General features: G+C 53.2%; 21 protein-coding genes, 1 tRNA gene and 2 pseudogenes. 16 read left to right on the top strand and 8 right to left on the bottom strand.

The features are described 5' to 3' along the window. Nucleotides 1–33 precede the first annotated feature (33 nt). Both ACA108_06070 and ACA108_06075 read right to left on the bottom strand, forming a co-directional pair. On the bottom strand, nt 34–534 hold the full coding sequence (locus ACA108_06070) for an AAA family ATPase (protein XEX97086.1): 501 nt from the start codon (nt 532–534) through the stop codon (nt 34–36). Nucleotides 535–952: 418 nt separating this feature from the next. Next, a tRNA-Arg gene (locus tag ACA108_06075) sits at nt 953–1029 on the bottom strand. 199 nt (nt 1030–1228) lie between these two features. On the opposite strand from ACA108_06075, the gene folD reads away from it, so the two are divergent. The 5 genes and pseudogenes from folD to ACA108_06100 all read left to right on the top strand — a co-directional run bounded on the left by folD (nt 1229) and on the right by ACA108_06100 (nt 4237). Then, nucleotides 1229–2095: a bifunctional methylenetetrahydrofolate dehydrogenase/methenyltetrahydrofolate cyclohydrolase FolD gene (folD, locus tag ACA108_06080; GenBank protein XEX97087.1), complete on the top strand. Its 867-nt coding sequence runs from the start codon at nt 1229–1231 to the stop codon at nt 2093–2095. Between the two features lies 1 nt (nt 2096). After that, nucleotides 2097–2309 (top strand): ribosome-associated protein YbcJ, encoded by a 213-nt coding sequence (gene ybcJ, locus ACA108_06085; GenBank protein ID XEX97088.1) that lies wholly within the window; start codon nt 2097–2099, stop codon nt 2307–2309. A 311-nt stretch (nt 2310–2620) separates the two neighbouring features. Continuing rightward, nucleotides 2621–3259: a cytochrome P460 family protein gene (locus tag ACA108_06090; GenBank protein ID XEX97089.1), complete on the top strand. Its 639-nt coding sequence runs from the start codon at nt 2621–2623 to the stop codon at nt 3257–3259. Nucleotides 3260–3290: 31 nt separating this feature from the next. Further along, nucleotides 3291–3737: a peptide-methionine (R)-S-oxide reductase MsrB gene (gene msrB, locus ACA108_06095; protein ID XEX97090.1), complete on the top strand. Its 447-nt coding sequence runs from the start codon at nt 3291–3293 to the stop codon at nt 3735–3737. 249 nt (nt 3738–3986) lie between these two features. Further along, nucleotides 3987–4237: pseudogene (locus tag ACA108_06100) on the top strand (substrate-binding domain-containing protein). A gap of 372 nt (nt 4238–4609) precedes the next feature. On the opposite strand, the gene rnk reads toward ACA108_06100, so the two are convergent. From rnk to ACA108_06115, 3 genes are all read right to left on the bottom strand, one after another. After that, nucleotides 4610–5020, bottom strand: a complete 411-nt coding sequence (rnk, locus tag ACA108_06105; protein XEX97091.1) for a nucleoside diphosphate kinase regulator — start codon at nt 5018–5020, stop codon at nt 4610–4612. 154 nt (nt 5021–5174) lie between these two features. After that, entirely contained in the window at nt 5175–6551 is a 1377-nt protein-coding gene (locus ACA108_06110; protein XEX97092.1) for a GntP family permease, read from the bottom strand. A gap of 360 nt (nt 6552–6911) precedes the next feature. Then, nucleotides 6912–7796 (bottom strand): LysR family transcriptional regulator, encoded by an 885-nt coding sequence (locus tag ACA108_06115; protein XEX97093.1) that lies wholly within the window; start codon nt 7794–7796, stop codon nt 6912–6914. Between the two features lie 139 nt (nt 7797–7935). Between ACA108_06115 and ACA108_06120 the strand changes: the two genes are divergently transcribed. The 7 genes from ACA108_06120 (at nt 7936) to ACA108_06150 (ending at nt 15976) form a co-directional block, all read left to right on the top strand. After that, complete coding sequence (locus tag ACA108_06120) at nt 7936–8202, top strand: hypothetical protein (GenBank protein XEX97094.1); 267 nt, start codon at nt 7936–7938, stop codon at nt 8200–8202. Nucleotides 8203–8484: 282 nt separating this feature from the next. Beyond that, nucleotides 8485–9750 carry an ABC transporter substrate-binding protein gene (locus tag ACA108_06125; GenBank protein ID XEX97095.1) on the top strand — a complete coding sequence of 422 codons (1266 nt, stop codon included), beginning with the start codon at nt 8485–8487 and terminating at the stop codon, nt 9748–9750. Continuing rightward, the gene (locus tag ACA108_06130) at nt 9751–10668 is read left to right on the top strand and encodes a carbohydrate ABC transporter permease (protein ID XEX97096.1); all 918 of its coding nucleotides are present in this window, start codon (nt 9751–9753) and stop codon (nt 10666–10668) included. Then, nucleotides 10668–11513 (top strand): carbohydrate ABC transporter permease, encoded by an 846-nt coding sequence (locus tag ACA108_06135; GenBank protein XEX97097.1) that lies wholly within the window; start codon nt 10668–10670, stop codon nt 11511–11513. Before ACA108_06130 ends, ACA108_06135 begins: the two co-directional genes overlap by 1 nt. 2 nt (nt 11514–11515) lie before the next feature. Continuing rightward, on the top strand, nt 11516–12610 hold the full coding sequence (locus ACA108_06140; GenBank protein ID XEX97098.1) for an ABC transporter ATP-binding protein: 1095 nt from the start codon (nt 11516–11518) through the stop codon (nt 12608–12610). 127 nt (nt 12611–12737) lie between these two features. Continuing rightward, nucleotides 12738–14321 carry an alpha-glucosidase gene (locus ACA108_06145; GenBank protein ID XEX98034.1) on the top strand — a complete coding sequence of 528 codons (1584 nt, stop codon included), beginning with the start codon at nt 12738–12740 and terminating at the stop codon, nt 14319–14321. Nucleotides 14322–14323: 2 nt separating this feature from the next. Further along, nucleotides 14324–15976: an alpha-glucosidase gene (locus ACA108_06150; protein XEX97099.1), complete on the top strand. Its 1653-nt coding sequence runs from the start codon at nt 14324–14326 to the stop codon at nt 15974–15976. A gap of 61 nt (nt 15977–16037) precedes the next feature. Here the strand turns inward: ACA108_06150 and rna are convergent, their stop codons facing one another. Together rna and dcuC are read right to left on the bottom strand one after the other, a co-directional pair. Next, nucleotides 16038–16844: a ribonuclease I gene (gene rna / locus ACA108_06155; protein ID XEX97100.1), complete on the bottom strand. Its 807-nt coding sequence runs from the start codon at nt 16842–16844 to the stop codon at nt 16038–16040. A 95-nt stretch (nt 16845–16939) separates the two neighbouring features. After that, on the bottom strand, nt 16940–18316 hold the full coding sequence (dcuC, locus tag ACA108_06160; GenBank protein XEX97101.1) for an anaerobic C4-dicarboxylate transporter DcuC: 1377 nt from the start codon (nt 18314–18316) through the stop codon (nt 16940–16942). 357 nt (nt 18317–18673) lie between these two features. On the opposite strand from dcuC, the pseudogene pagP reads away from it, so the two are divergent. Both pagP and cspE read left to right on the top strand, forming a co-directional pair. Next, nucleotides 18674–18868: pseudogene (pagP, locus tag ACA108_06165) on the top strand (lipid IV(A) palmitoyltransferase PagP). A 195-nt stretch (nt 18869–19063) separates the two neighbouring features. Further along, nucleotides 19064–19273 (top strand): transcription antiterminator/RNA stability regulator CspE, encoded by a 210-nt coding sequence (gene cspE, locus ACA108_06170; GenBank protein XEX97102.1) that lies wholly within the window; start codon nt 19064–19066, stop codon nt 19271–19273. A 232-nt stretch (nt 19274–19505) separates the two neighbouring features. On the opposite strand, the gene crcB is transcribed toward cspE, so the two are convergent. Continuing rightward, nucleotides 19506–19889, bottom strand: a complete 384-nt coding sequence (gene crcB, locus ACA108_06175) for a fluoride efflux transporter CrcB (protein XEX98035.1) — start codon at nt 19887–19889, stop codon at nt 19506–19508. Nucleotides 19890–19994: 105 nt separating this feature from the next. Here crcB and ACA108_06180 point away from each other — a divergent pair, with 105 nt between their 5' ends. Continuing rightward, the gene (locus ACA108_06180; GenBank protein XEX97103.1) at nt 19995–20783 is read left to right on the top strand and encodes a deaminated glutathione amidase; all 789 of its coding nucleotides are present in this window, start codon (nt 19995–19997) and stop codon (nt 20781–20783) included. Between the two features lie 128 nt (nt 20784–20911). Continuing rightward, the gene (gene tatE / locus ACA108_06185; protein ID XEX97104.1) at nt 20912–21115 is read left to right on the top strand and encodes a twin-arginine translocase subunit TatE; all 204 of its coding nucleotides are present in this window, start codon (nt 20912–20914) and stop codon (nt 21113–21115) included. Nucleotides 21116–21141: the final 26 nt, after the last annotated feature.

Here is a 21141-nt window from a genome sequence, read left to right on the forward strand (position 1 = left end):
GAGGTGTCTGTTAAACCCGTGGCGATTCACAAGTCATCGCGAAAGAAGTTTGATGATCCTTGATACACATTCATCGCTGGATAAACTGTACGAGTCTAAAATGAGGTGTTCTCTGTTCCATGGTTCATAAGTCAAATCGGTAACATATTTCCAATCTGGCAGGGTTAACCCCTCGACTTGTGACACCCTTATTTCCACTCGTTTACGATGCTCAATCATATCGGAACATACGATCTCAATTTCTAAAAAATCGGTTCTTGCCGATAAAGCTATTTCTCGATAGGCATCACGGGTTAACGCCAGTGGGTTCACTGAGTCAGTGATTACTGTTGCTCCTAATAGCAGGTTTTCTCTGGCGAGTGAGTAAGCGACAAAATAACCAGTAGGCCCCATTTCACGACCATCTTCTTCGGCTTTAAGTATGGCCTGCTCAATCGTGTCGATTCGCAAGTAAAGAGCATTTAACTGCTTTGTCAAAGCCTGAGCGATAGTGCTTTTCCCGCTTCCAGGCAAACCACTGAAGATGATTAGCATAACTTGTCCTAGAACGATGAAATCCAACAGTATTAAAACACACTGGGCCATGAATTGTGGGAATTCATGCCGCAGCGATATGACAACTGAAGAGTATTACTGCTACTGCTAGTGTTAATACTTGGCGTGTCCGCTCCTCGCTCATAGCTGACTGTCAGATTTTATTGTGCACAATACGAGAAAGCTGTCATGTCAAGTCTGAGCTAATACACCGAAGGTAGTAAATAAACCCCCATTCACTCATCTACTCCGACTGAGCACGGTTCACTCTGGTGGGCTGAGCCAACGCGACTCTTACTATCGAAAAATGAAATGGAGTGTTGATGAGCGTTGATGTAAATCACTTACATCAGCTGTTACATGGGAAAAATTATTGGTGTAAGTAACTGCGAGTCTTCGTGTAACTCTTTGATTTATATGGTACGCCCTACAGGGCTCGAACCTGTGACCTACGGCTTAGAAGGCCGTTGCTCTATCCAACTGAGCTAAGGGCGCACTGGGGAAGTGCTTTCCGGACTGTACGTATTATTCGGAATGCCCGGATTATACGGTCAACACCTTTCTAGTCAATGGCTTTTCAACTACCTGCGCGACAATTGACCATTCTGGCAGATCTTTGCCTGACAGGACGCGCGGCTTCTGACAAAATAGAAACAATCCCCTCCTTTTTGATTACAGCGGAATTATTCGACTGATGGCAGCAAAGATTATTGACGGTAAAACGATTGCGCAGCAGGTACGGCTTGAAGTTGCTGAAAAAGTGCGTGCGCGTGTTGCAGCGGGAAAACGCGCTCCGGGACTGGCCGTTGTGCTGGTTGGCGAGAACCCTGCTTCGCAGATTTATGTTGGCAGCAAGCGCAAGGCCTGCGAAGAGGTCGGCTTCCTCTCACGCTCTTACGATTTGCCGGACAGCACCACGGAAGCTGAGCTGCTGGAGCTGATTGATACACTCAACGCGGACAGCGATATCGACGGCATTCTGGTGCAGCTGCCGCTGCCTGCGGGCATCGATAACGTGAAGGTGCTGGAACGCATCGACCCAGACAAAGACGTGGATGGCTTCCATCCCTACAACGTTGGCCGCCTGTGCCAGCGTTCTCCGCGCCTGCGCCCCTGTACGCCGCGCGGTATCGTGACGCTGCTTGAGCGTTACGGTATTGATACTTACGGGCTGAACGCCGTGGTGATTGGCGCATCCAACATCGTGGGTCGTCCGATGAGCATGGAGCTTCTGCTGGCGGGCTGCACCACCACCGTGACTCACCGCTTCACCAAAAATCTGCGTCATCACGTCGAGAATGCCGATCTGGTAATTGTTGCCGTGGGCAAACCGGGCTTTATTCCCGGCGAGTGGATCAAGGAAGGGGCGATTGTCGTGGATGTCGGTATCAACCGGCTGGAGAGCGGCAAAGTGGTCGGCGACGTAAATTATGATGAAGCCGCCGTCAAAGCCTCGTATATTACGCCGGTTCCGGGTGGCGTTGGCCCTATGACCGTCGCCACTCTTATTCAGAATACCTTGCAGGCCTGCGAGGAATATCATGATGTCGATGGAGAGTAATATGACGACCTTCTCATTAGGAAAACACCCCCACGTTGAGCTGTGCGATCTGCTGAAGCTGGAAGGCTGGTGCGAAAGCGGCGCGCAGGCGAAAGCGGTGATTGCCGAAGGTCTGGTGACCGTAGACGGCGAAGTGGAAACCCGCAAGCGCTGTAAGATCGTCGCCGGTCAGACGGTCAGCTTCGAAACCCTGAGCATCACCGTTCAGGCGTAGTTTTCTCTTTTTTGGGGAAATTGGGTAAAAAAGAGGGTCAGGCTAAGCCTGGCCCTTTTTTATAATAAAATAATTGTCAAAAAGTGCTTCTTATCCAATGAGGGAATTAAACTTTTCGTTATTGAATGTTTAATTTTTTGTTGATGTATATTCAGTTGTAGTGATTGATACTACTAAAAGAAGGAGATGAAAAGTCTGGTCTAGCATAATGATTTTATACCCATAGCCAGATCCGTGGTGACATTAACCTTCGTCCACGATTGAATTCCTCCCAGAAAGCAGATGCTACAAATAAATAATGAGGTTTTTTTATGAGAGCAATAAAGTCGATAGCATTTTCTGTCCTGTTGAGCGGTTTCTTTTCTACCGTGTATGCAGTCGAACTAACGTCTAATATAGATAGTCTTCAAGTTTCTCGCGCGACATTTTCAGAGGATGGAAAGGTAACGCTTCCTGTAGATTTTCACCACTGGGTGCATGTCGGTACTTTTGTGAAGGAAGACGGCATAAATATCTTTGACGGTACCAAAATTATCATTCCGATAGTAGGTAATACCTATGTCGAACCGAGTGCATGGACGCACTATATGGCTACCGGTGAATGGGCTGATGGTACACAGATTATTAAAGAGTTTACCGAAGTAGAGGCAGATAAAAAATGTGACATTAAGGGGACGCATGTTTGTAAATCTGCCTTTGGTTCGGCTATCTTTCAGAATAATTACGCTGGATACGGCTATATGGTAAAAGATAAACAGCGATTTCCGCAAGCGGCCGGTAACTGGGCTTACTTCACTACGGGTCACGTAAAGCCCCCGTATCCAGAAACAGCGAAAATTAAAGCGATCGCCGACTGTGCCGCATGCCACATCGCTCACGCAGCCGATCAGGATTATGTTTTTGCCGCACAAAAGATTGGGCTTGAGCGATCTAACCCCAATAACCAATAGCAGAACTTAATTAACCTCATGAGGTAAATCGATGAACGCGAAGTATCATAAGAATTCTCAGGCGATCGCGGAGCTCAGCGAAGAAGAATTTCACATCACGCAAAACGGGGGGACTGAACGAGCCTACACCGGTAAGTACGATAAATTTTTCGAAGAAGGCCTATACGTAGATATCGTCTCCGGCGAGCCGCTGTTTTCCTCTCGGGATAAGTATGACTCTGGCTGCGGCTGGCCAGCATTCACCAGACCTGTTGAAGAAAACGTTAACGAACTTCGTGATACAAGCCACGGCATGATCCGCACCGAGGTTAGATCGGTACACGGCGACAGCCACCTGGGTCATGTTTTCAATGATGGTCCGAAGGAGGAGGGAGGCCTGAGATACTGCATCAATTCTGCGTCGCTGCGCTTTATTCCTGTAGAAGAGCTTGAAGATAAGGGATACGAAAGCTATCTCTCATTATTTGATAAGGCATAAAAATCATCGGGTGGATACACGCCGGCAAGGTCCACCCGTTTTCACTACATGGTGCCCCGGCAAATTCCAGGTCAATCCATGCGCAACTTCAAATTTTCGATAACAGTATGGCTACATCTCTGATTTTAGTTGCTTGTGAAAAACGTATACGCCGTCGCGATGTAGCAGCAAAACCTGGCATTTCAGAACGTGATGCGCAATGGCTTATCAATCGTTATTCATAAGCTGCAAATGGGCGTGTTCGGCGGCCTGAGTGGCATTCATCAGGTCGGGCGTACCGTGGGTAAAGATGTGTTTTTAACGCAGGAAGTCTCGCAGATGGGCTTCGAGGATATGATGCATATTAATCTGACCTCGCCGCTGTTCACCTACGTCTCGGCGTCAAGCGACGAAACGGGTCGCCAGGCGGCGACGCTATCGTGGATAAGATAAAGGCGCCGACCCTGCCCGCACATAAAATCATTATTTCCGGTGAGCTGGTGCTGCGGGGTTCCGCGTAACGCCCGCTACCACAACTTCTCAAGTATCAGTACCGCAGCGATCAGAATCACCACGATCAGCAAAAATCCCAGGGATATGGCAAGGGCATCACCCATGTTATGTCCCGTTGAACGACAGGCATCGTGCAAGTGTTGCCGAGTAACTATGAAGCCGTAATGATAGATAAGTATGATTTTATCTGCGCAGCAATACCGTAACTGTATCGGCTGTTGTTTTATTTTTTCTTAATTTGTTCATGGCGAGGAATTACAGAGACAATTTTACTTCTATACCGTTTCTTATGAGGGGCGGGGTTCTTTCTTTGTATGGTCATTCTTACCTGATAATTCAACCAGCCAGTTTGCTTACTGGCTGGGTGCATTAGCTTGCGATTAGCGGTGATATTCCCCGGCTGCTTCGGGCTGGAACTCAATATCCAGCACTTCTAACCTCGTCTGGTTCCCGTTCGGCAGCGTCCACTCAATGCTGTTCCCTACCCGAACGCCCAGCAGCGCTGCGCCAACGGGCGCCATCACTGAAAGCTGGTTTGTGCTGTCAGTCAGGTTCGCCGGATAGACCAGTGTGCGCAGGTGCTCTTCGCCGGAAGACAGATCACGGAACTTCACGCGGCTGTTCATCGTCACCACATCCGCCGGGATATTTTCCGGGCTGCACATCTCTGCACGGTCCAGCTCTGCGTTCAGCAACTGCGCAACCGGCAGGTTGGCATACTGTGGCTGCTCCAGCAGGCGGTCGAGGCGCTCGGCATCGAGTTCGTTAATGATGATGGCAGGTCTGGACATAATTTACTCCGTGTAAAAAACATGCACGCATGTGCGGGAAACCGTACAAAGAAAAACCCCCACCGTAAACGATGAGGGTCTGGTCTTTCCTGATAATACTGGGCTTAACTCAGGGTTAAAAGCGACTTAGGTCACAAACCCGTCTCTCAGGCGATTAGAGGATGATACTGCCCACGAGGGCAAAGAGGAAGGCGATTGTGCCAATCAGCGTTTCCATTACCGTCCAGGTTTTCAGCGTGGTCTTCTCATCCATCTCCAGGAAGCGGCCCACCAGCCAGAAGCCGGAGTCGTTCACGTGGGAAAGCACGGTCGCTCCGCCGGCAATCGCGATAACGATAAAGCACAGGTCGAACTGGCTCAGGCCCGTGGTGGACGCCACCATTGGAGAAACCAGTGCGGCGGTGGTGGTCAGCGCGACGGTGGCGGAACCCTGCGCCACACGCAGCGCGGTCGCGATTACAAACGCGGCCACGATAACCGGCATCCCGGTATCGGACAGTACGCCCGCCAGCGCGTCGCCAATGCCGCTGGCGCGCAGTACGCCACCGAACATCCCGCCCGCACCGGTCACCAGAATAATGCCGCAGATTGGGCCAAGCGCACCGTCACACACTTTCTCCAGGTGCTCGCGGCTGTGTTTGCCGCTGAAGACCATCAATGCAAAGAACACGGTGATCAGCAGGGCGATAGGGGTTTTACCCAGCATGCGCAGGAACTGCACGATGGTGTTGTCGGCGCTTACCCAGCCCAGCACAGTCGCGGTATTCAAGCCGGTATCCAGGAAGATCAGCACTAACGGCATCAGCAGGATGCTCAGTACCGTACCAAATGCCGGCGGCTGGTGACCAGGATCGGCCTCGATTTTTCCCAGGAAAGAGGTGGGCAGCGGCACGTTAAATTTCTTACCGGCGTACTGCCCGTAAAGATAGGCACCAAGATACCAGGTTGGGATAGCAATGATCAGGCCGGTTATCACCAGCAGGCCAATGTTTGCGCCTAATAATTCACTAGCGGCAACCGGACCTGGATGCGGTGGCACCAAGGCGTGCATTACGGCAAAAGCACCCGCCGCCGGGAAAGCGTACTTCAGCGTGGAGCCGCCAAACTGTTTGGCAACGCTAAAGATGATTGGCAGCATCACCACCAGGCCCGCATCGAAAAAGATCGGGAAACCGAAGAGTAGCGATGCCACGCCCAGCGCAAAAGGCGCACGGTGGGAACCAAAGGTACCAATTAGCGTATCTGCCAGCACCTTCGCGCCGCCGGAGATCTCCAGCAGACGGCCAATCATTGCTCCAAGGCCAACGAGCAGCGCTACGCCCGCAAGGGTGCTGCCAAAGCCGGTCAGGATCGTCGGAACGATTTTATCGAAAGGCACGCCGGTCACAAGCGCGGTGGCAACGCTCACCAGGGTTAAGGCTAAAAAGGCATGCACTTTATAGCGCATGATTAATATAAGCAGAAGCAGGACTGCACAGGCTGCGATCCCCAGCAGCGTGCCTGCGCCATAACTTGTTGTTAGTTCGGTCATAATTATTATCCTCGGGCCGACTTTACAGGTGACAAGCGGGTTAGCTTAGTACACCGATGTGCTGATACCGGTAACATGATATCGGTAACATTGCGCCGTCGGGAACCTGTCCTGTCATATTTGTTAACCTTTTGAGAGCGGGTTCAAACTATGGAAATAAAACAGACGAAATGGGATCGGGCGAATTGCTGTTCATAAACAAACCTGCCAGGGGCAAGGGATGATGTGCCGGAGGGCGCAGCGCTTATCCGGCCAACGATGAACATAGCTATGTTTTGCAGGTGGGTAAACGTAAGCGCTAATAGTTGGCTGATATGTCGCTCCCCGCCTTAAAGATTTTCTTTGCACTGGCAGTAGTTTTCAGAATTTGACCAGATTAATTATTTGCATCAGCTTCTGGTCATTTTTAGCTTTGCTGTGGACATAAGCATGTATATCGATATTGTCTTTCTCCATCCATGGGATATTTACGGCACGAACGTTAAAAAGTCGGAGGGTATATTTCAGGAGGATTTCAGGCAGGAACATAATGTAATCCGTTTTTTCAATGCAGTTCAGCATATTTAGCATCGACTGTGAGCGATATCGGATATTTCTTTTATAAGCGTTTGAATAAAGCGTTTCCGGCAGATAGCTGTTGAGCTCGGCAGATTTCAGCGCGGCGTGTTCTTCGCGCATCCACTGTTCAAAGCTCAGGTCCGCGTCGATTCTTGGATGATCCTTACGGCAAAGTGCTACGATCCTCGATTGGGTAATTCTTATAGAAAACAATGAATTATTTGTTTTGATTGCCATTCCGATATCGATGTCCACCTCTCTTGATACCAGCGCGGTAATGCGGTCCTCCTCCTGCATGGTCTGGGTATTAAAGTCGATACAGAGGCCTTTCGGAAGCTGGTGATTATTAACTAGCCTGTCCAGCAAAAAGCATTCCATCATAGTGTTGGTTCTGATAGCGATCTTGTGAAGGCCTGCAGAGGTATCCTGACTAACCAGGACTGACTGTGAAATATCTTCATCAATTTTCTTAAAGGCGGGGTAGAGTTCATTTGCTACATGCGTAGGCTTTAACCCTCTGGTAGACTTAGTAAAAATTGGGTCGTTGTAATAAGTGCGAAGCTTGTTTAATGAATAGGTTAAAGTTGGCGCAGAGACACCTAAAGCCAATGCGGCTTTACTCATACTTTTTGTTTCAAAAATAAGCACCAACGTTTTGATGAGGTTGTAGTCAAATTTATTGTTCATATAATCAACTCCATGCTTATCAGTCACTTAACCAAATGCCATAAATAATTTAAAAAGCGACTTTTAAAAACTTCGATTGAGTATCAAATCATATGACAGTTTAATACTGGCATTGATTTTCCATTTAAAAAGAGATTTTATGAAACTTCTAACCGATATGCATGCTTATGAACAATGGTTTCTGAAAGAGTATCTTAAGGTTAGCCACAAATCTCTTTCAACCTCACTTTTCACTTACGAAGAGCTGAAATCTGTCGTCGCAGAATCAGCGCCGTGTACCTTTCCTTGCCTGGCCTTTTTCGATCGGCACAATCCTGTTTTTGGTGGGACTAACCTGCGTTACGTCTATAAGAACGAGTTAAGGCTAATCCAGGAGTTGCTGCAAAATTGTGATTTGAGCGCCTGAGTGCCGGCCGCTCTAGCACGTTATTAATCATTTTCTGACGCCGCGCATATTTTGCATTCCCACATCCCCACACCATACTTTCTCGGCGCTGCCCCTGCGCCAGCCGCATAGTTTTTCCCCACTAAAAGACCAATAAAAAAGCCAATACCGTGCTGTAGCTCGAGATTTTGCACAAAGAGTAGTCAGCTAATTTGCTGCCGGGTCCGATCGTTAACTACCGTCTTTGATGGTGCGGATATATTACGCCCTCCCTCCTGTCAGGTCTGAACATAAGAGGAAATAATGAAAAAGCTGACGTTAAGTCTGATTACCTTAGCGCTGGCGGGCGTCTCCAACGCCGCGCTGGCCGATACCCTGCGTATGGAATGTCCGATTTTCCCCGGCGGTAAGGAATACTGCGGCTACGTCAAAGAGCGTTTTGAAAAGCAAACCAATAACAAGCTGGAGTTCATCGAGTTCCCGGCGGCATCTGATGAAAAGCTTGCGCTCCTGCAGCAGCTGTTTGCCGCCAAAGATGAGAAAGCGGTGGATCTGTTCCAGTCTGACACCATCTGGGTCGGCCTGCTCGATAAGCAAACGCTCGACCTGACCGATGCCGTGGGCGACATGAAAGGGGACTTCTTCCCCGGCCCGTGGGCTAACGACACGGTAAACGACAAGGTGAAAGCGGTGCCTGCCTATCTGGACACCGGCGTGCTCTATTACCGCAAAGACCTGCTGGAGAAATACAAAGAGCAGCCGCCAAAAACCTGGGATGAGCTGACGCGCATCGCCACCAAAATTCAGGCCGAAGAGCGCAAGGCCGGGCATAAAAATTTCTGGGGGATGATCTTCCAGGGAAAATCGTACGAAGGGCTGACCTGCAACGCGCTGGAGTGGATTGACTCCTGGGGCGGCGGGACCTTTATCGACGAAAAAGGAAACGTGACCGTAAACAATCCTAAGGCCGCGGCTGCGCTGGATACGGTCGCGGGCTGGATCGGTAAAATCACACCGAAGGGCGCGCTGGGCTACAAAGAAGAGGAATCCCGAGCCGTGTTCCAGAACGGCGATGCCCTGTTTATGCGCAACTGGCCGTATGCTTATCTGCTCTCGCAGGGAGAGGAGAGCCCGCTGAAAGGTAAGGTTGGCGTAGCGCCTCTTCCTGCCGGCCCGGACGGCAAATCTGCCAACGCGCTGGGCGGCTGGCAGTGGTCGGTTAACGCCAATACCAAAAACAAAGACGCGGCGATTGCGCTGCTGAAAATCCTCACTGACGCAGACTCGCAGAAGATGCAGCTTAAATATCTGGGCTTCGCGCCAACGCGTTCTGCCCTGTATGAAGATAAGGCTGTACTGGAAACTGCCCCGCATTTAACGATGTTTAAAGAGATCTTCGCCAATGCGGTACCGCGCCCGGCAACGGTAACCAAAAGCCAGTATCCGCGCGTCTCCAACGCTATTTACAACGTGACCTTTAAAGTGCTCAACGGCGGCAGTGACGGCAAAACGGCCGTGGCGGATCTGCAAAAACGTCTTGAGCGCGTGAAGGGTAAGGACTGGCGTTAATTGGCGCACCTCGGCTACCAACAGCGGCGCCGCCGTATCGCATGGATACTGGTGGCGCCCGCGCTTTTACTCCTTGCACTGGCGGCGGGCTGGCCGCTGGTGCGCACCTTCTTCTTCAGCTTTACCAATGCGATGCTCGACAACCCTGCCGGGTACGAGATGGTGGGGCTGGCAAACTATTACGCCACCCACGATGGGGAAAGCACGGGGGTGCTGGTTGACCCACTCTGGTGGCAGGCCGTGGGCAACACGCTGTGGTTCACCGTGGTGTCGGTCGGGCTGGAACTGCTGCTCGGCATGCTGCTGGCGCTGCTGATGAACCAGAAGTTTCGCGGCCAGGGGCTGGTGCGCACCGCCATTCTGGTGCCGTGGGCTATCCCGACCATCGTCAGCGCCAAAATGTGGGGCTGGATGTTCCACGACCAGTACGGGGTGGTGAACGATCTGCTGGATAAGATTTTTGGTTATCAGGCACACCTGGCGTGGATTGCCGAGCCATCTTTGTCAATGTGGGCGGTGGTGATTGCCGACGTCTGGAAGACCACGCCGTTTATGGCGCTGATGCTGCTGGCGGCGCTGCAGCTTATACCTAAAGATCTCTACGAAGCCGCGCGGGTGGATGGCGCCAGTCCGTGGCAGCGATTTAAACGCATCACGCTGCCGCTGATCATGCCCGCGATGATCGTCGCACTTATCTTCCGTGTGATGGACGCGATGCGCATCTTCGATCTGATCTTCGTGCTCACCTCCAACAGCGAAGCCACGATGTCCGTATCCGGCTATGCACGAGAGCAAATCATCTCTTATCAGGACATGGGCGTCGGTTCGGCGGCCTCGGTGCTGGTGTTTATGATGGTGGCGGGCATTGCCGCCTGCTTTATCCGCGTCTCACGTTTAAACGAAAAGGAGAAGCGGTGATGAAAATATCCCGTCGGCAGCGCAGGTTCGGGCATAAGCTGGTTATCTTTCTGGGAGCCACATTCGCCGTGCTGTTCTGCGTGTTCCCGTTTTATTACGCCATTCTCACTTCCTTGCGCACGGGTCAGGAACTGTTTTTACCTTCGTATTTACCCAGCGGCTATCACTGGCGTAACTATGTGGTGGCGCTGGCGGATAACGGCATTGCCCGCAGCCTGCTGAACTCGGTGCTGGTGGCGACGATAACCGTGGGCATTTGTCTGCTGGTGTCGGTCACCGCTTCTTTTGCGCTGGCGCGCGTGCGGTTTCGTGGGCGTAAGTTCCTGCTGTTCACCATTCTCTGCGTCTCGATGTTCCCGCAGGTGGCGGTGCTTAGCGGTATGTTCGAACTGGTGCGCTTTTTGGGGCTGTATGACTCCCTCGGCGCGCTGATCCTTTCCTACACCACGTTCTCCCTGCCGTTTACCGTCTGGGTGCTGACCACATTTATGAAGTCGATCCCGGTGGAGCTGGAGGAGGCGGCGATCGTCGACGGGGCGAACACCTGGACGATTATCCGCCGCGTGTTTGCGCCGATTCTGGCACCCGCGCTGGTGACCACCGGGCTGCTGGCGTTTATCGGCGCGTGGAACGAATTTATGTTCGCGCTGACGTTTATTATTTCCGGCGACAAGCGCACGGTACCGGTGGCGATCAGCATGTTCAGCGGCGCGTCCACCTTTGAGCTGCCGTGGGGCAGCATAATGGCGGCTTCGGTGGTGGTGACGCTGCCGATTATCGTGCTGGTCCTGATCTTCCAGAAACGCATTGTCAGCGGGCTGACCAGCGGGGCAATTAAGGGATAACCATGGCGCAACTTGTACTCGATAAAATCCAGAAACGATATGGCAGCGCAGCCGAGGTGATTAAGCCCCTCGATCTTGAGATTAACAGCGGCGAATTTGTGGTGGTGGTTGGCCCGTCCGGCTGCGGCAAATCTACCCTGCTGCGGATGGTGGCGGGGTTTGAGGAGATAAGCGGCGGCGAAATGCGTATCGACGGGGTTTGCGTGAACGACGACTCTCCGTCGGAGCGCGGCATCGGCATGGTATTCCAGTCCTACGCGCTTTATCCGCACATGACGGTTTATCAGAATATGGCCTTCGCGCTGGAGATGGCGAAAGTGCCGGTGAAGGAGATCGACGAGAAGGTGCGGGAGAGCGCAAGGATTTTGCAGCTGGAGAAACTGCTGGATCGCCGCCCGAAAGATCTCTCCGGCGGCCAGCGGCAGCGGGTGGCGATTGGCCGGGCAATTGTGCGCGAGCCGAGCCTGTTTCTGTTTGATGAACCTCTGTCTAACCTCGACGCTTCTCTGCGCGTGCAGATGCGCATGGAGATCGCCGCTCTGCACAAACGCATCAACGCGACTATCCTGTATGTGACTCACGATCAGGTGGAAGCGATGACGCTGGCCGACCGGATTGTGGTACTCAATCAGGGCCAGATAGAGCAGGTGGGCACGCCTCTGGAGCTGTACGACCGCCCGGCAAACATCTTTGTGGCGCAGTTTATCGGCTCACCAAAAATGAACCTTATCCCCGGTGTGCTAACCCTGGGTAACGCCCAGCGCACCGACGTGCTGCTGGAAAATCGCCAGCAAATCACGCTGCCGATAAACGGCGCTGGCGTGACGGAGGGGCAGGCAGTCAGGCTTGGGATTCGTCCGGAACATATCCAGCTAACGGAGCTGGCGCAGGCGGATATCGAAGGGGAAATTCTGTTCGTCGAGCAGATGGGCAACGAAACGTTGCTCTACGTTAACAGCGGTTACGGTGACGAACCTCTGGTGATGCGCCAGACCACCAGGCTTGCCGTCCAGCCCGACCGGCGTATCGGCCTGCGGCTGCCCCCGGAGAGCTGCTATCTTTTTAACAGCGACGGGCGCGCGTTTGTGAGGATCTGACTGGCGGATGACACTTCGCTGAATGCAGGTCGGATAAGCGAAGCGTCATCCGACAAAAAAGGAGATCGCAGTGGAAAAAAAATGGTGGCACAGCGCGGTGGTGTACCAGATCTATCCGCGCAGCTTTATGGACAGCAACGGAGACGGCATAGGGGATCTGGCCGGCATTATCAGCAAGCTCGACTACCTGCAGCAGCTTGGCATCAACCTGATCTGGCTTTCGCCGGTCTACCGCTCGCCGATGGACGACAACGGCTACGACATCTCTGACTATGAAGATATTGCCGCAGAATTCGGCACCATGGTGGAGATGGAAAGCCTGATCCGGGAGGCGAAACGGCGCGATATTCATCTCCTGATGGATCTTGTCGTCAACCACACTTCTGATGAACACCCCTGGTTCCTCGAGGCGCTTAAATCCCCGGATAATCCTTATCGAGACTTTTACATCTGGCGCAAACCGGCGGCGGACGGCGGGCCACCAAACGATTTCCACTCTTACTTTGGTGGCAGCGGCTGGACGCTGGACGAAGCCAGCGGCGAATATTACCTGCACCAGTTTTCTAAGCGGCAGCCGGATCTTAACTGGGACAACCCGCGCGTGCAGGAAGAGGTTCACGCGATGATGAACCGCTGGCTGGCTAAGGGCATCGGCGGGTTCCGCATGGACGTTATCGATCTCATCGGCAAAGAGGTCGACAGGCAGATCATGGCGAACGGCAAAAACCTGCACGCGCTGATCCGCCAGATGAACCGTGCCACCTTCGGGAAAGGCGATTACGTCACGGTTGGTGAAGCGTGGAGCGCCTCGCCGCAGGACGCCCTGCTGTACAGCGCTGAAGACCGTGAAGAACTGTCGATGGTTTTCCAGTTCGACCACATCAAATCCTTCTGGGACGACGAGGCCGGAAAGTGGCGCAGCAGGCCGTTTGAGCTGGGCCGTTTCAAAGCCGTTATCGATAAGTGGCAAACGGCCCTTGCTGATAAAGGCTGGAACTCGCTGTTCTGGAGCAATCACGATCTCCCCCGGGCGGTGTCGAAATTTGGCGACGAAGGAGAATACCGTGAAGCTTCCGCCAAAATGCTCGGCACCGCGCTGCACTGCCTGAAGGGCACGCCCTATATCTACCAGGGCGAAGAGATCGGCATGACCAACGTGCGCTTCGCCACCATCGAAGAATATCGCGACATAGAAAGCCTGAATCTTTACCAGGAGCGGCTTGCGGGGGGAATGAGCCATGAGGAAATGATGCTCGGCATTCACGCTAACGGGCGCGACAATGCGCGCACTCCGATGCAGTGGGACAGCGGCCCGAACGCGGGGTTTAGTACCGGTACACCGTGGATTGTCGTCAACCCTAACTACCGTGAGATTAACGTAGCCGCAGCGCTTAGCGAGCCGGACTCCATTCTCTGGCATTACCAGAAGCTGGTGGCGCTGAGGAAACAGTATCCGGTGCTGGTCTACGGCGATTTCCAGCAGCTGCTGTCAGAGCATCCTCAGGTGTTTGCGTGGCTGCGAATGCTGGGCGACGAACGCCTGCTGGTCATCAATAACTTCTCCGCCGATCGCCTGACGCTGGAAATCCCGGAGGCCATGCAGGCCTGGCACGGCGAATGTCTGATCAGCAACTACGCGCCGCGGGATCAGCTGGCGGTGAGTATTGAACTGCAACCTTATGAATCCTTTGCTTTACTACTTGGGAGGTAACGATGGCGAACTGGTGGAAAGAGGCGGTGGCCTACCAGATTTACCCGCGCAGCTTTAAAGACAGCAACGGCGACGGCATTGGCGATCTGAACGGCATTACCGAAAAACTCGACTACCTGAAGGATCTGGGCATCGATCTGATCTGGATCTGCCCGATGTACAAATCCCCCAACGACGACAACGGCTACGATATCAGCGACTATCAACAGATCATGGCTGAATTTGGCACAATGGCCGATTTTGATCGCCTGCTGGACGAAGTTCACGCCCGGGGTATGCGGCTGATTATCGATCTGGTGGTCAACCATACCTCTGACGAGCATCCCTGGTTCCTGGAATCCCGATCGTCCCGCGATAACCCGAAACGCGACTGGTACGTCTGGCGCGACGGAAAAAACGAGATGGAGCCGAATAACTGGGAGGGGATTTTCAAAGGTTCCACCTGGGAGTTCGATCCGAAAACCGAACAGTATTTCCTGCATCTCTTTACCCGCCGCCAGCCGGATCTGAACTGGGAAAACAAAGAGATGCGCACCGCGGTATACGAAATGATGCGCTGGTGGCTGGATAAGGGCATCGATGGTTTCCGAATCGACGCTATCGCACACCTGAAAAAAGAGCCGCAGTTTGCCGACGTGCCTAATCCGGACGGCCTGCGCTACGCCCCATCGATGCAAAGCCATCTGAATTATGACGGGCTGCTCGACTACGTGGACGACATGAGCCGCAACGTACTCTCGCACTATGACATTGTTACGGTTGGCGAAATGAACGGCCTGTATGCCGATCGTGCCGAGGAGTGGGTGGGTGAACACCGTAACCGGCTGAGCATGGTCTTCCAGTTTGAACATGTGCGGCTGTGGGAGCCTGATGAGGGGCTGCGCCCGGAGCCGGGCGTGCTGAAGAAGATTTTTACCGCCTGGCAGGAGGCGCTGGAAGGCAAGGGCTGGAACGCGCTGTACGTTGAAAACCACGACCTGACGCGCATTACCTCGCGCTGGGGCGACACCGAGCACCACTGGCGGGAAAGCGCCACCTGCATTGCCGCACTTTACTTCCTGATGCAGGGCACGCCGTTTATCTATCAGGGACAGGAGATCGGCATGACCAACACCCGCTTCGGCGGAATAGAAGATTTTGATGACGTGTCAGCGAAAAATATGTGGCGGGAGCTGGCGGTGCAGGGGCGAAGCGAAGAAGAGATTATCGCCTTCCTGACCAACACCGGGCGCGATAACTCCCGCACGCCAATGCAGTGGAGCAGCTGGCCGAACGCAGGCTTCAGCGACGGCGAGCCGTGGTTCCCGGTGAATCCTAACTACGAAATGATCAACGTAGCCAGCCAGCAGCAGGATCCCGACTCGGTGCTCAATTTCTACCGGGCGCTGATCCAGCTGCGCAGGCAGGAGCGGGCGCTGATTTACGGACGCTACGAACTGGCGCTGGCGGAACATTCGCAAATCTATGCTTATCGCCGCGTGCTGGCGGGCGAGCAGTTCCTGGTTTTGTGCAACATGTCGTCGAAGTCGGCGCGCTGGCCGGAAGAAGAGCTGCCGCTAAACGAGGCGCGCTGCCTGCTGGGAAATTATCCTCAGTCAGACGAGGCTTACCGGCTGCACCCCTGGGAGGCAAGGGTTTATAAGTACGGCGGCTGAAGGCTGGATTTGGTCAGGCGGATGCGCATTAGCGCCATCCGCTAATAAATAATTTGCGCCGTTAATAACCCATGGCATCCAGGCGGAACTGCTTCGCACAGCTGCCCGGATTTTTTTGTGTGCTGAAAGAGCGGCTGCCCAGCGGGTCGTTAATGGTTTTTGCCCCGAGCGAAATTTGCATCTCCGTCAGGTAAGTCGGGTTACCGTTACAGGTGAGCTTCACGGCTTTTACCGCATCGCTGCCCCAGCTGTTCTCCAGCGCTTTATTAAAGGCTTTGCGGCTCACCACTTTGCCGTAGTTCTGCGCCAAAAACTCCCCAAATTTGCTGTCTTTGAACTCGGTATTCAGACGCACCATGGTGCCAAAATAGGCGTTCGGGTCGAAGCCAAAGCAGGCACCGTGTTTGGCATATTCATAACGTTCCAAACAGGACTTACCGCCCGCGCCGGGCATGACGGCGGACAGCTTAGAGGCTATTTCAACGGACATGCCGGTTTCCGGCGCGCTGCATTTTCGGGAGCCGCGCACTTCCGCCATGTTCGGGACAGGGCGAGTAGCGCAGCCGTAGCGCATCCAGCGTTTTGCATCCACACCTCGGGACGCTACGGATTTCGGCAGCCCGGCCCACAAACCGTGAACTGTCAGAAATGCTCGCTTGTCCGCCTGTTCATGCTGAACTTTACACTCATCGGGCTCGTTACTGTGGCGTTCGTGCATATTCTGGCAAAAACCTGTCTGCCAGGATAGCGCCAGCACATAGGTGTCAAAATCACCGTACTGGGTTGGCTGTAACGGGTCTGCCTGAGCGAGCAGGCTGGTGGTGAGCGTAGTGGTCAGAAGCAGGGCGTTACGCCACGTTGGTTTCATGCAGGTTCTCGTTCCGTTGGGCAAAAATTTCCAATAAGTGTGCTATTTAAGCATAAAAAAACGCCTCAGAGAGGCGCTTGTTGTACATATTTAATTTAGGGCACCAGGGCTGCGGAAGGCACCAGGATTTCAGTAGCGATAATCACCACCAGCAGGCCAACCCCAATCGGCACGGAGGTGCGCTTGACTACTTCAAACGGCGATACTTTCGCCATGCCCGCCACGGCAACCACTACGCCGGACACCGGAGAGATGGTGCGGCCAAGGTTGGATGCCTGGAGCATTGGAATAGCGAGGTACGCCGGGTTAATGCCGGAAGAGTGGGCCAGTTTCGGGATCATCTCGACGAAGGCGTAAAAAGGTGCGTTCCCGGAGCCGGTCGTCATGGCCGCCAGCATGGTCAGCACGACAAGGACCAGCATCAGAATGATGCTTGCCGAACCGAAGGAGGTGGCGAGGGTAATCAGGCTTTGGATAAAGCCGATGGTGCTGAGGCCCTGGGCAAACACGCCCGCGGCAACCAGCAGCATCACCACATTGGCAAAGGCGTCCGCCATGCCGCGGTAGCAGACTTCAAGCCCGGAGAAGACGTGCTGGGCGCTGAAGCTGCGGCAGAACTCAATGACAGCTGCCAGCAGGATGCAGACAACCAGAATGGCGATAATGTGCAGTTGCGGGCCCCATTTGCCGTCGAAAATCAGCACGCCGATAATCGGAGTAAACGGCAGAATCGCGTAGAAAGAGGGCGCGGTGGTCTGGATTTCGCTGACGTTGAGCATCTCGTGGCTGATGTGCTCTTTTTTATCCAGGTAGCGCTGCCAGAAGAAGTGCGCAATGGCCATCGCGATAATCGCCGCCACGGAAATCGGCACCGTGGTTTTAAAGGCAAAATCGACCAGCGACATTTCTGCCGCTTTCGCTGCCAGCACTACGTCGCCGGATGTTGGCGAAAGGATAATGGCCGCCGGGGAGGCGCAGATGGCCGCCGCCGCACCGCGGCTGATACCCACGTTCACCATGACCGGGAACAGCGTTGCCATCAGCAGCACGCCGAGGCCGGTTGCGGAGGAGACCGCAAGTGACATCAGGCAGGCCACAAAATAGGCGGCAATCATCAACATATACGGTGAGTTGATGAATTTTAGCGGCCTGGAGGCAAGCTTAACCACCATGTCGTTGGCGCCAATATGCGTCATGTAAGCGGCGAAGCCACAGAGCATCATGATCATCATACCGAGGTCGCCGCCGCGGCTCATCAGCAGGATTTTTACGTATTCGACGATGTCCGTCGCGGTATAGCCGGTACTTTCGGCGCTGGCCGGTAACACCTTGTGGCCCATTAAGGCGCTGACGATCAGTAACAGCAGGCCACCGACGAATAGCACGCCGGTCGCGGAGTAGCCTTTGATGATGTAGCGGGCTACACCAACGATCACGACAACCCCAATAAGTAGTTCCAGAAAAGTAAGCATAATATCCCCCGTTGCGCTAAGCCGTGCCTGAACGCAACCGCATGCCTGAAAAATAAACAATAGTGACCTTTGCAGCCTTCGGCAAAGCGGTGGCAATGTGCCTGAGTGAAAAGGACGTTTACCTGATGGGGGTCAACTTTCACTGACTCTCCCGATCAGAGGTGATATTTTTGCAGGCGACCCGGCAATTATGACATTTAATGATTGATAGTAGTTATTTATTACAAGCTGGAATTATTACTTTTTGGCGATAAAAGTAGCGACAAGATTGGGTTTATGTTGCTGATTTGTTCAGGTAAAGGTAAAGGTAAAGGTAAGGGGTCATATTGATACTGCTATCGCCCAGCGTAAGGCGGCAGGCCGCTTGCCGACGACAATTTCCATCCTGGGTTTGGTTACACCGCGTGCGATAACTGGAAGTATATTCCTGTGCTGGTTTTACTGCCGCTGGCGTCGGTAGGCTACGGTCCGGCTACCTCCCAGATGACCTATATTCCGGGTACCTTTAACAACGGGAATGTCTACTTCGCCTGGCTGCGTTGTCAGTTTTAAATATGTTGAAAATGAGGTGGCGTAGCCAGAGATTTTGCCTGCCCCGTTATAGGTAAGCAGCGACGTCTGGTGGAAGGAAAAATTCGCGACTTTTGTCACTTTTTCGCATTTCCGGACTGGACAAAATGCACCGCAATTGTTGTACTGATGCCCGACACAGCATTTGTGTCTATTTTTCATGTAAAGGTAATTTTGATGTCTAAGATTAAAGGTAACGTTAAGTGGTTTAATGAGTCCAAAGGCTTTGGTTTCATTACTCCGGAAGATGGCAGCAAAGACGTGTTCGTACACTTCTCTGCAATCCAGAGCAACGGTTTCAAAACCCTGGCTGAAGGCCAGCGCGTTGAGTTTGAAATCACTAACGGTGCCAAAGGCCCTTCTGCTGCAAACGTAATGCCTGTCTAAGGCGCTACTGGCAGAATATAAAAACCCGCTGAGGCGGGTTTTTTTTCGTCTGCCGGTTAGCCAGTTGCCTAAACGAAGAGATATGCCTTCAGAAAACACAGCACCACGAGCGCGCTTAACAATAATGCACTCCCACCCATAACCCGTTCTTTTATCGCCATGCCCATATCCTCCAGTAAGATGCTACGGATAGTGGCAGACAAAGATTAAGCGAACATTAACCCGGCAACGTTTAGTGGTTGGCCGCCAGGGAAACTAACCAGAATGCGATCGCGGTCATCATAAATGAGCCCAGCATGTTCACCAGCACGTTGAGGCCCGCCCAGGCCAGGCGTCCATCCTGAAGCAGGTAAACGACCTCCGCAGAAAAAGTCGAAAAGGTGGTCAGCCCGCCGCAGAAGCCCGTCGTGATAAGTAGTTTCCAGACGGGATCAAGATGGGTAAGGCGGCTGAAGGTTGCCAGGCCCAGGCCAATGATAAAAGCGCCGATCAGGTTCGCCGTCAGCGTACCCAGGGGCAGAGCTCCGTGCACCGGATTGAGTTTCATACTTAGAAACCAGCGCAGCACGCTGCCGGTTCCACCGCCAATAAACACAGCCAGGAAGATCTGTAGCACGGTTCTTCTCACTCTTTTTTTCTCAGAGTCCGGGAGTTTAGCGCTCACCCAATCTGTTTTACACCCTATATACTGAAATTAATCATCACCTTTTGGGAAGCGGATATGAAAGTTGCGGTAGGGCAATTTGCAGTTGGCAAGGACTGGCAGGCAAACGCGAAAACGTGCGTGGCGCTGATGGCGCAGGCTGCGTCGGCGGGAGCAGATATGCTGGTGCTGCCCGAATCGCTGCTGGCTCGTGACGATAACGATCCTGACCTGTCGGTCAAATCAGCCCAGGCGGCGGACGGCGCATTTCTCAGCCAGCTGCTTGCCGAGGCCAAAAAGAATGCGCTGACGACAGTTCTGACGCTTCATGTGCGGACTACTGAGGGCAGAGCAGCAAATACATTATTTGCTGTGCGCGGCGGTGAAGTGATTGTCAGCTATCAAAAAATCCATCTGTATGACGCGTTTAGCATGCAGGAGTCGCGGCTGGTGGATGCGGGCGCGCAGATACCCTCGCTGATTGAGGTTGCGGGCATGCAGGTCGGCCTGCTCACCTGCTACGATCTGCGTTTTCCTGAAATGGCGTTGAGTCTTGCCCTTGCGGGTGCTGAGGTGCTTGTTCTTCCCGCCGCCTGGCTACGGGGCGCGCATAAAGAGTTACATTGGACCACGTTATTGATCGCGCGCGCGCTTGATACCACCTGTTATGTGGTAGCATCCGGCGAATGCGGCAACAGGAATATTGGTCAGAGCAGGATTATTGACCCGCTGGGGGTGACGATTGCCGGCGCTGCGGAGGCACCCGCCCTGTTTTTTGCGGAGCTTGACAGTCAGCGCGTCGCGGACGTTCGCGCGATGTTGCCCGTGCTCAAAAATCGTCGCTTCACAAATCCCGTGCTGGTCTGATGTTTTTTTAAACAGCGCTTGATTCACCTTGTTACAGATTGCTATTGTGTTGCGCATGCTTTTGTTCGTTAATTAGCTCAGATTATTTTTTCGCCGTCCCCGCGGCAAATTGACTTAAGAAGGTAGGTATGGGAGAGATTAGCATTACTAAGCTGCTGGTAATCGGCGCACTGATTGTATTGTTATTTGGCACCAAGAAGTTGCGCTCACTGGGCGGCGATCTGGGTACGGCAATCAAGGGCTTTAAAAAGGCCATGAATGACGACGAAACCCCTGCGAAGCCTGCCACCGGCACTGAAGTTCCTGCGGAGCGCATTTCGCATAAAGACTGATTCCGCGACGATATTTTGTCGAGGGA

It is taken from the genome of Dryocola sp. LX212 (genome assembly GCA_041504365.1).
Lineage (GTDB): Bacteria > Pseudomonadota > Gammaproteobacteria > Enterobacterales > Enterobacteriaceae > Dryocola.

Bases quoted from the DNA above. Each gene is read 5' to 3' on its own strand.
- ACA108_06070 (XEX97086.1), bottom strand. From the start codon at position 534: ATGCTAATCATCTTCAGTGGTTTGCCTGGAAGCGGGAAAAGCACTATC.
- folD (XEX97087.1), top strand. From the start codon at position 1,229: ATGGCAGCAAAGATTATTGACGGTAAAACGATTGCGCAGCAGGTACGG.
- ybcJ (XEX97088.1), top strand. From the start codon at position 2,097: ATGACGACCTTCTCATTAGGAAAACACCCCCACGTTGAGCTGTGCGAT.
- ACA108_06090 (XEX97089.1), top strand. From the start codon at position 2,621: ATGAGAGCAATAAAGTCGATAGCATTTTCTGTCCTGTTGAGCGGTTTC.
- msrB (XEX97090.1), top strand. From the start codon at position 3,291: ATGAACGCGAAGTATCATAAGAATTCTCAGGCGATCGCGGAGCTCAGC.
- rnk (XEX97091.1), bottom strand. From the start codon at position 5,020: ATGTCCAGACCTGCCATCATCATTAACGAACTCGATGCCGAGCGCCTC.
- ACA108_06110 (XEX97092.1), bottom strand. From the start codon at position 6,551: ATGACCGAACTAACAACAAGTTATGGCGCAGGCACGCTGCTGGGGATC.
- ACA108_06115 (XEX97093.1), bottom strand. From the start codon at position 7,796: ATGAACAATAAATTTGACTACAACCTCATCAAAACGTTGGTGCTTATT.
- ACA108_06120 (XEX97094.1), top strand. From the start codon at position 7,936: ATGAAACTTCTAACCGATATGCATGCTTATGAACAATGGTTTCTGAAA.
- ACA108_06125 (XEX97095.1), top strand. From the start codon at position 8,485: ATGAAAAAGCTGACGTTAAGTCTGATTACCTTAGCGCTGGCGGGCGTC.
- ACA108_06135 (XEX97097.1), top strand. From the start codon at position 10,668: ATGAAAATATCCCGTCGGCAGCGCAGGTTCGGGCATAAGCTGGTTATC.
- ACA108_06140 (XEX97098.1), top strand. From the start codon at position 11,516: ATGGCGCAACTTGTACTCGATAAAATCCAGAAACGATATGGCAGCGCA.
- ACA108_06145 (XEX98034.1), top strand. From the start codon at position 12,738: ATGGACAGCAACGGAGACGGCATAGGGGATCTGGCCGGCATTATCAGC.
- ACA108_06150 (XEX97099.1), top strand. From the start codon at position 14,324: ATGGCGAACTGGTGGAAAGAGGCGGTGGCCTACCAGATTTACCCGCGC.
- rna (XEX97100.1), bottom strand. From the start codon at position 16,844: ATGAAACCAACGTGGCGTAACGCCCTGCTTCTGACCACTACGCTCACC.
- dcuC (XEX97101.1), bottom strand. From the start codon at position 18,316: ATGCTTACTTTTCTGGAACTACTTATTGGGGTTGTCGTGATCGTTGGT.
- cspE (XEX97102.1), top strand. From the start codon at position 19,064: ATGTCTAAGATTAAAGGTAACGTTAAGTGGTTTAATGAGTCCAAAGGC.
- ACA108_06180 (XEX97103.1), top strand. From the start codon at position 19,995: ATGAAAGTTGCGGTAGGGCAATTTGCAGTTGGCAAGGACTGGCAGGCA.
- tatE (XEX97104.1), top strand. From the start codon at position 20,912: ATGGGAGAGATTAGCATTACTAAGCTGCTGGTAATCGGCGCACTGATT.